The sequence below is a fragment of the Streptobacillus notomytis genome (genome assembly GCF_001902585.1).
Lineage (GTDB): Bacteria > Fusobacteriota > Fusobacteriia > Fusobacteriales > Leptotrichiaceae > Streptobacillus > Streptobacillus notomytis.
The window spans coordinates 60805-67211 of sequence record NZ_LKKV01000082.1 but is presented as its reverse complement, the minus strand read 5'-3'; the positions used below and the strand labels follow the sequence as shown (position 1 = coordinate 67211).

Sequence of the window (6407 nt, the reverse complement as noted above, 5' to 3'; positions counted from 1 at the left end):
TTTGCTTTATCTATTCCTTCTCTTTCCATTGTCCTTGTCCTTAATCGAACTCAACCATATTATCATATCAGCTTTTCTTTGTCAACATTTTTTTTAGTTTTTATTTCATTATTTTTTCAGTTTTATCTTTAATGGTTGATTTTTACTAGCTAATTTAATAATTAATAAGAAATATAATTTCTTAGTGTCCATATACAAAAAATATATAGTGTATATCAATGAAACCAAAACAACTAAATCAAATATATTAATATGTGCCCCAAAATCAAATATTTTATATTTAATTCTGAGACACATATCATTTAACTATACTATATTTCTTTTAATACTTTTTTCAATTCTTCTAACTTATTTTCAAAGTTTTCAAGACAATCATAAACTGGTGCATTAGTATTCATATCTACACCTGCTTTTTTAAGTATATTTAATGAATAATCACTTGAACCAGATTTTAAGTAATTAATGTATTTTTCTACAGCGGGTTTTCCTTCTGTTAATATTTTTTTAGCAAATGCTGATGCCGCTGACATACCTGTAGCATATTGATAAACATAAAAATTATAATAAAAATGAGGTATTCTTGCCCATTCATATCTAATGTTATCATCATATGAAATTGATTTTCCATAATATTTTCTATTCATGTCATCGTATAAATTTGATAAATATTCAGCAGTTAATGGTTGTCCATTTTCTGCTGATTTATGAATTTCATATTCAAATTCAGCAAATTGAGTTTGTCTAAATACTGTTCCTTTTACTTGATCTAAATAATGATTAATAATGTATGCTTTAATTGCTGGATTATTTTCATATTTTTTAATTAAGAAATCATTTAATATTAATTCATTAGTTATACTTGCAACCTCTGCTAAAAATATTGTGTAATGACCATAAATATACGGTTGATAATTTCTTGTATAATAACTATGTATACTATGTCCTAATTCATGAATCAATGTAAATAAATTATCCAAAGTTCCACGCCAGCTAATTAATATAAATGGGTTAGTTCCATAAGTTCCACTTGAATATGCCCCTGATCTTTTACCTTCATTTTCAGCATAATCTATCCATCTTTCATCAAATGCTTTTTTAATTAATTTAACATAATCTTCTCCAAGAACTTGTAAAGCCTCGATTATTATTTCTTTTGCTTCTTCATAAGTAAATTTAAGATCTATTTCTTTTAAAAGAGGTGTATACATATCATACATTTTAAGTTCTTCTACACCTAATTGTTCTTTTCTAAACTCTACATATTTATGTAACACAGGTAATTTATCATTAACTGCTGATAATAAAGAATCATATACATTCTCATCTATAAAGTTTGAAGAAACAGCTGCATTTCTCGCGCTAGAATAACTTCTAAATTTAGATTCAGTTGTATGTACTAATACTTGTCCTTCAAGAGTTGTTGCAAAGGTATTTTTTAAACCTTTATATGTTTTATACATTGAGTTATATGCATTTTCTCTAAGTTTTCTATCACTTGATTCTAAGTACATTCCATATCTTGCATGATTTAAAGATAATTTTTCTCCTTTTGAATTTTCTATTTCTTCAAAAGTAATATCAGCATTATTTAACATAGAGAATGCTTTACTTGCAATACTTGTAATTTGTGTCATATTAGCCAATAATTCTTCTTCTTTTTGAGAAAGTTGATGTTTTTTAGTTTTAAATAATTTTTCCATTTCAAATTTACGTTCCACTAATTTTTCATGTGAAAAATATTCTTCAACTTTTTCTTCAGATAATTCTAATAATTTTATTCTAATAAAAGTAGATTTAGCATCATAATCTGAATATAATTTGATAATTTTAGAATTATACTCTTGATATTTAGAATTTCCTGTATCCTCATCTCCTTTTAAATGAGCATAAGTATATAAAAGGCTTATTCTTTGATTTAATTTATCATCTAATTCTAGAGCTTCTGCTAAAACATCTACATTATCTGTCATAATCTTCTCAAACTTAGATATACTTTCAATTTCACTGTATAATTGTTCAAATTCTTTTTCCCAAGAAGCGTCATCTTTAAATATTGTTGTTAAATCCCAAGTCTTATTTATGTCAACTTCACTTCTTTTTAAGATTTTTTCCATAATTATTCCTCTTTCTAATTCTTGTCTTCTAAACTATTCTATCATTTTATATTTCTTTTATCAACACAATATATTAACTTTCAGACTTTCTAAAACATCCGATTTTGAAAAAGAAAGTATGAAGTCTCCACCACCTGCACCTGAAATCTTAGAATGTCTATATTTAGATAAAATTTCTTTTATTAAGGGTGTATGGATAATAACATCATTGTTTAGTTCTAAGTAATATAGATTCTCACTTAACTTATCTACATTATCTAATGTTTCTTCTATCCTATTTCCCATTAAATTATCAAGCATTTCCAAGACCAGATTATTTGACTTATTTTTAAAAATTTCAAAAACTTTATCACTAACATCAATTTTAGAAATTAATTTAGAGCTACTTGCAGAACTTTTTGTCCAGATAGCATCTATTCTTAAATTAGTCCTTACATCAATTTTTTTTATAACATATTTCCTATCCACCCTATTAGATGATTTGAAAAATATATTGCTTTCATAACAAATACAAGCTATATCTCCAAAAGAACCACTCATGTCATTTTCTATCATAAAATCTACTGAAATATCAAAAAGTTCTTTTTCTGATACATTATATCCATTTATTTTTAATATAGCTTTAATAGTCACCACAATTAAAGAAGCAGAAGAACCTAAGCCATATTTTTTACCATTTTCATAAAGTTCACTAAAATATTTAAGTTTTGCCCTTTTTTTTATTTCAAAATTTTTTTCAATATATTTTAAAAGTAATTGTATTATATTATCCTTATCTTCAATCTCAGTTAATATTTCCCACTCATCTTTTTCTTCAATATCCAAATATGTATATCTTGGTATAAACGAAACTATTGCATAGGAATCTTCACCTAAAATCGCATATTCTCCTGCAAGGTATAGCTTTGAACCCGCTTTTTCTAACATAAAAGTATTTTCCCTTCAAAGTACTTATTTAATTCTTTTAGTATTTTTTCTTCATCTTCTTTAAGGTAAAGAACTTTAACATTAGGACCGGCATCCATTGTAGTAAAAATATTAAAACCTTTCATTCTTAATCTTTTAATAACTTTAATAACATAATATGTTTCATTAGTTAAAAAAGAAAATGATGGATTAGATCTAAATGTAGTATTATGCATAATTATTGTATTTTTTTCCATAATATTTCCAACTTTAATAAAGTCATTTTCTAGTAATGCTAATTTCATTTTTTCAAAATCTTCATTTGCCCTTTTCACCCACATAGGATAAATAGGTGATTTTTTTGCAATTTCCATTGCATCCCTTGATGGAAGTTCTTTTTTCTTATCATTAAGTACTATAGCTAACATAGCAAGATTAAGTCCTGTTTTTAATTCATAAATTTCTCCATTTTTATCAAAAGCTGATATATTATAGAAACTTCTACCTGCAGACCCAGACCCCATAGTAGAAATTTTAGACATCTCTTCTACAGTTAAATTTAATTTAAAAAAATCATTTAATGCCTGCGTAATAGCACAATAAGCACTAGCACTAGATGCAAGTCCTGCTGCTGTTGGAACAAAATTTTTACTATTTATGCAAAGATATTTTCTTTTAATTTTTTGTTGTTTCATAACTTTATCAATAAAAGAAAATATTTTTTTTGTTTCATCTTCATTTTGAATTTTATCATTTAATATGAAAATATCTCTATCACTTTCTACTATACTAGTTTCTGTATAAAGTTTATTTGATCTAAGTGATATACTTCCCTGCATAGGCACAAGATATGGATTAAATTCCTTTTTACCCCAATATTTAACTATAGCTATATTTATATATCCTCTAGCCATACATTTTCTGCTCCTTCTTTAATTAATAACTCTTTAAGTTCTATTGCTTTTTTTTCATTTTCAACTAATGATATTATACATCCACCAAGTCCTGCCCCAGTTATTTTAGCTCCTAATGAATTTTCTTTTGCTACATTAATTAAATTATCTATAACATCATTTGATAATTTCATTAATTTCAAATTATTTTGTGATAAATTCATTAAATCACCCAATAATTTTAAATCAGAATTTTTTAAAGCAATTATAACCCTGTCAGTAATATTTCCTAAGTTTTCTATATATTCTCTCATTTCAGTATAATTCTTTGCAATCATAGATACAGCATCTTTAGTGTTACCTTTAATCCCACTATCTGCAATCACTAACTTAGCATTTAATTTAAAAGCTATATCTCTTATACCTTCTTTTTTATTAAATAAAACTTTTTTATTATTCATTATTACTGCCATATCTATACCACTAGGATTTCCATGAGCAAATTTATCACTTTCAAAAATTATATTTTCAAGTATTTCATCACTAATATTATACTTTTTCTTAAAAGCATCTGCTATTGCAACAGCAAGCGCTGTAGAAGAACCCAAACCCCTTGAGCTTGGAATACTTGAATTTATTTTAATATATATTTCATCTTTAATATCACATTTTTTAATTATATTATTTTTTATAAATCTAATATATTCACTTTCAAAAATATATTTAAAATTAATATTTGCTTCTACTTTAATAGATTTTAAAGGTAATGCGATAGCGTTTTTACCATACACAACAGAATGTTCACCAAATAATATTACTTTACCATAAGCCATTATTTCTCCTAAAATTTTATATCTTTACATTATCAATTAGTTAACTAACACATTATTTTAAATGTGTCAACCCTTTTTTAAAATGTTTCTTGTTTTTTAAAAATGCTGTAATTTCAAAAAATAATATTTATTGTTTAACCTAAACTTTTTCTTGACAAATATTATATTTGGTAGTAGTATTGTAATGAATACAAAAAGAGATTAATTCAATTTATTAGGAGGTAGTCATGTCTTTAATAGGTAAAAGAATACCAGAATTTAAAGTAAGTGCTTTTAAGAAAGATGAAAGTGACTTTATTACTATAACAGATAAGGATATATTAGGAAAATGGTCAGTATTTGTATTTTATCCTGCTGATTTCACATTTGTTTGTCCAACTGAATTAGAAGATTTACAAGACAATTATGAAAATTTCAAAGCAGAAGGTGCAGAAGTATATAGTATTTCATGTGATACATCTTTTGTTCATAAGGCTTGGAGCGATCATTCACCTAAAATATCTAAAGTTGAATATCCTATGATAGGAGATCCTACAGGATTTTTAGCTAGAGAATTTGGTGTAATGATAGAAGAAGAAGGACTAGCTTTAAGAGGAAGTTTCGTAATTAATCCTGAAGGTAAAATAGTCGCTTACGAAATTCATGATAATGGAATAGGTAGAGAAGCTTCAGAATTATTAAGAAAATTACAAGCTGCTAAATTTGTTGCTAAACACGGAGAAGTTTGCCCTGCTAAATGGAAACCTGGTAAAGAAACTTTAAAACCAAGTATAGACTTAGTTGGAGAACTTTAAAAATAGGCTGTTTATAAACAGCCTATTTTAATATCTATCTTTTTCTATTGCCTCTATCCCTAAAAGAAGTATATCCGCTATTGTGTAATTAATTTTTTTCTTAGCATTAACTAATCTTTCATGTTCTTCTTTATTTAACCTAATACCTATATTAATATTTCTAAATTCACTTTCATCTTTATGTTTCCATATATCCCAAGGTCTTTTACTTCCTTTTTTAATACCCATAGACATCCTCCTTTTCTATGTTTTTCACATCTTTATTATATATTATACCTTTTTTGATTAATTTTGCAAATTTTTTTAACAATAGTCTTTTTTCACTTCATTTTCACTGATTTTCTGTACAGTTGTATTTTAAAAATATATGTAGTATAATTATGTATATTAAATAAAAAGGAAATTTTATGTGGAAAAAGAATATTAAAAATAAAATAGATGCATTTATAAACAAAAACAAAAATAATGGTAATTATGCCATATTTGATTGTGATAATACTATTTTAATGAACGATATACAATTTGCACTTACTCACTATGTATTAAAATTTAAAAAATATAAGACTACTCCAAAAATATTTAAAGATTTCTTATACAGAAACTTTCCAAATGAAAAAGATGTGTCAAATAGATTTTTAGAAATCTTTGAAAAAGCATATAATTCAGAAAATAATAGTGATGAATATTTAGAATTTTTAGCTAACGTTGAAGATCTAATTGAATATATTTTTTCAAAATATGATTGTTTTGACATAACAACAGTTTTCTTCATTGATATGAGCGAAGAAGAATTAAGAAATTTAATACAAAAAGCTATTAATTATCATAATTTAGTTGAATTTGGATATGAAAATTGGATATACTAAG

General features: G+C 25.2%; 7 protein-coding genes. 2 read left to right on the top strand and 5 right to left on the bottom strand.

Annotated elements, in window-relative coordinates:
* Positions 1-311: 311 nt before the first annotated feature.
* The 4 genes from pepF to mvk are packed head-to-tail and all read right to left on the bottom strand — an operon-like array spanning position 312 to position 4746.
* Positions 312-2114 (bottom strand): oligoendopeptidase F, encoded by a 1803-nt coding sequence (pepF, locus tag BUE91_RS04240; protein WP_073508056.1) that lies wholly within the window; start codon positions 2112-2114, stop codon positions 312-314.
* Between the two features lie 60 nt (positions 2115-2174).
* A complete protein-coding gene (locus BUE91_RS04235; RefSeq protein WP_066899337.1) occupies positions 2175-3041 on the bottom strand; it encodes a mevalonate kinase family protein in 867 nt (288 codons plus the stop codon).
* Positions 3035-3934: a diphosphomevalonate decarboxylase gene (gene mvaD, locus BUE91_RS04230; RefSeq protein ID WP_073508055.1), complete on the bottom strand. Its 900-nt coding sequence runs from the start codon at positions 3932-3934 to the stop codon at positions 3035-3037. Before mvaD ends, BUE91_RS04235 begins: the two co-directional genes overlap by 7 nt.
* Positions 3916-4746: a mevalonate kinase gene (gene mvk / locus BUE91_RS04225; protein WP_073508054.1), complete on the bottom strand. Its 831-nt coding sequence runs from the start codon at positions 4744-4746 to the stop codon at positions 3916-3918. The genes mvaD and mvk overlap by 19 nt, the downstream gene beginning before the upstream one ends.
* Before the next feature lie 227 nt (positions 4747-4973).
* Between mvk and ahpC the strand changes: the two genes are divergently transcribed.
* Complete coding sequence (gene ahpC / locus BUE91_RS04220) at positions 4974-5540, top strand: alkyl hydroperoxide reductase subunit C (protein WP_073508053.1); 567 nt, start codon at positions 4974-4976, stop codon at positions 5538-5540.
* A 27-nt stretch (positions 5541-5567) separates the two neighbouring features.
* On the opposite strand, the gene BUE91_RS04215 is transcribed toward ahpC, so the two are convergent.
* Positions 5568-5768, bottom strand: a complete 201-nt coding sequence (locus BUE91_RS04215) for a hypothetical protein (RefSeq protein WP_066899345.1) — start codon at positions 5766-5768, stop codon at positions 5568-5570.
* A gap of 179 nt (positions 5769-5947) precedes the next feature.
* On the opposite strand from BUE91_RS04215, the gene BUE91_RS04210 reads away from it, so the two are divergent.
* Positions 5948-6406, top strand: coding sequence for a hypothetical protein (locus tag BUE91_RS04210; protein ID WP_073508052.1), 459 nt, complete (start codon positions 5948-5950; stop codon positions 6404-6406).
* Position 6407: the final 1 nt, after the last annotated feature.

Excerpts from the sequence above, each read along its gene's own strand:
- pepF (WP_073508056.1), bottom strand. The coding sequence starts at position 2,114 with ATGGAAAAAATCTTAAAAAGAAGTGAAGTTGACATAAATAAGACTTGG.
- BUE91_RS04235 (WP_066899337.1), bottom strand. The coding sequence starts at position 3,041 with ATGTTAGAAAAAGCGGGTTCAAAGCTATACCTTGCAGGAGAATATGCG.
- mvaD (WP_073508055.1), bottom strand. The coding sequence starts at position 3,934 with ATGGCTAGAGGATATATAAATATAGCTATAGTTAAATATTGGGGTAAA.
- mvk (WP_073508054.1), bottom strand. The coding sequence starts at position 4,746 with ATGGCTTATGGTAAAGTAATATTATTTGGTGAACATTCTGTTGTGTAT.
- ahpC (WP_073508053.1), top strand. The coding sequence starts at position 4,974 with ATGTCTTTAATAGGTAAAAGAATACCAGAATTTAAAGTAAGTGCTTTT.
- BUE91_RS04215 (WP_066899345.1), bottom strand. The coding sequence starts at position 5,768 with ATGGGTATTAAAAAAGGAAGTAAAAGACCTTGGGATATATGGAAACAT.
- BUE91_RS04210 (WP_073508052.1), top strand. The coding sequence starts at position 5,948 with ATGTGGAAAAAGAATATTAAAAATAAAATAGATGCATTTATAAACAAA.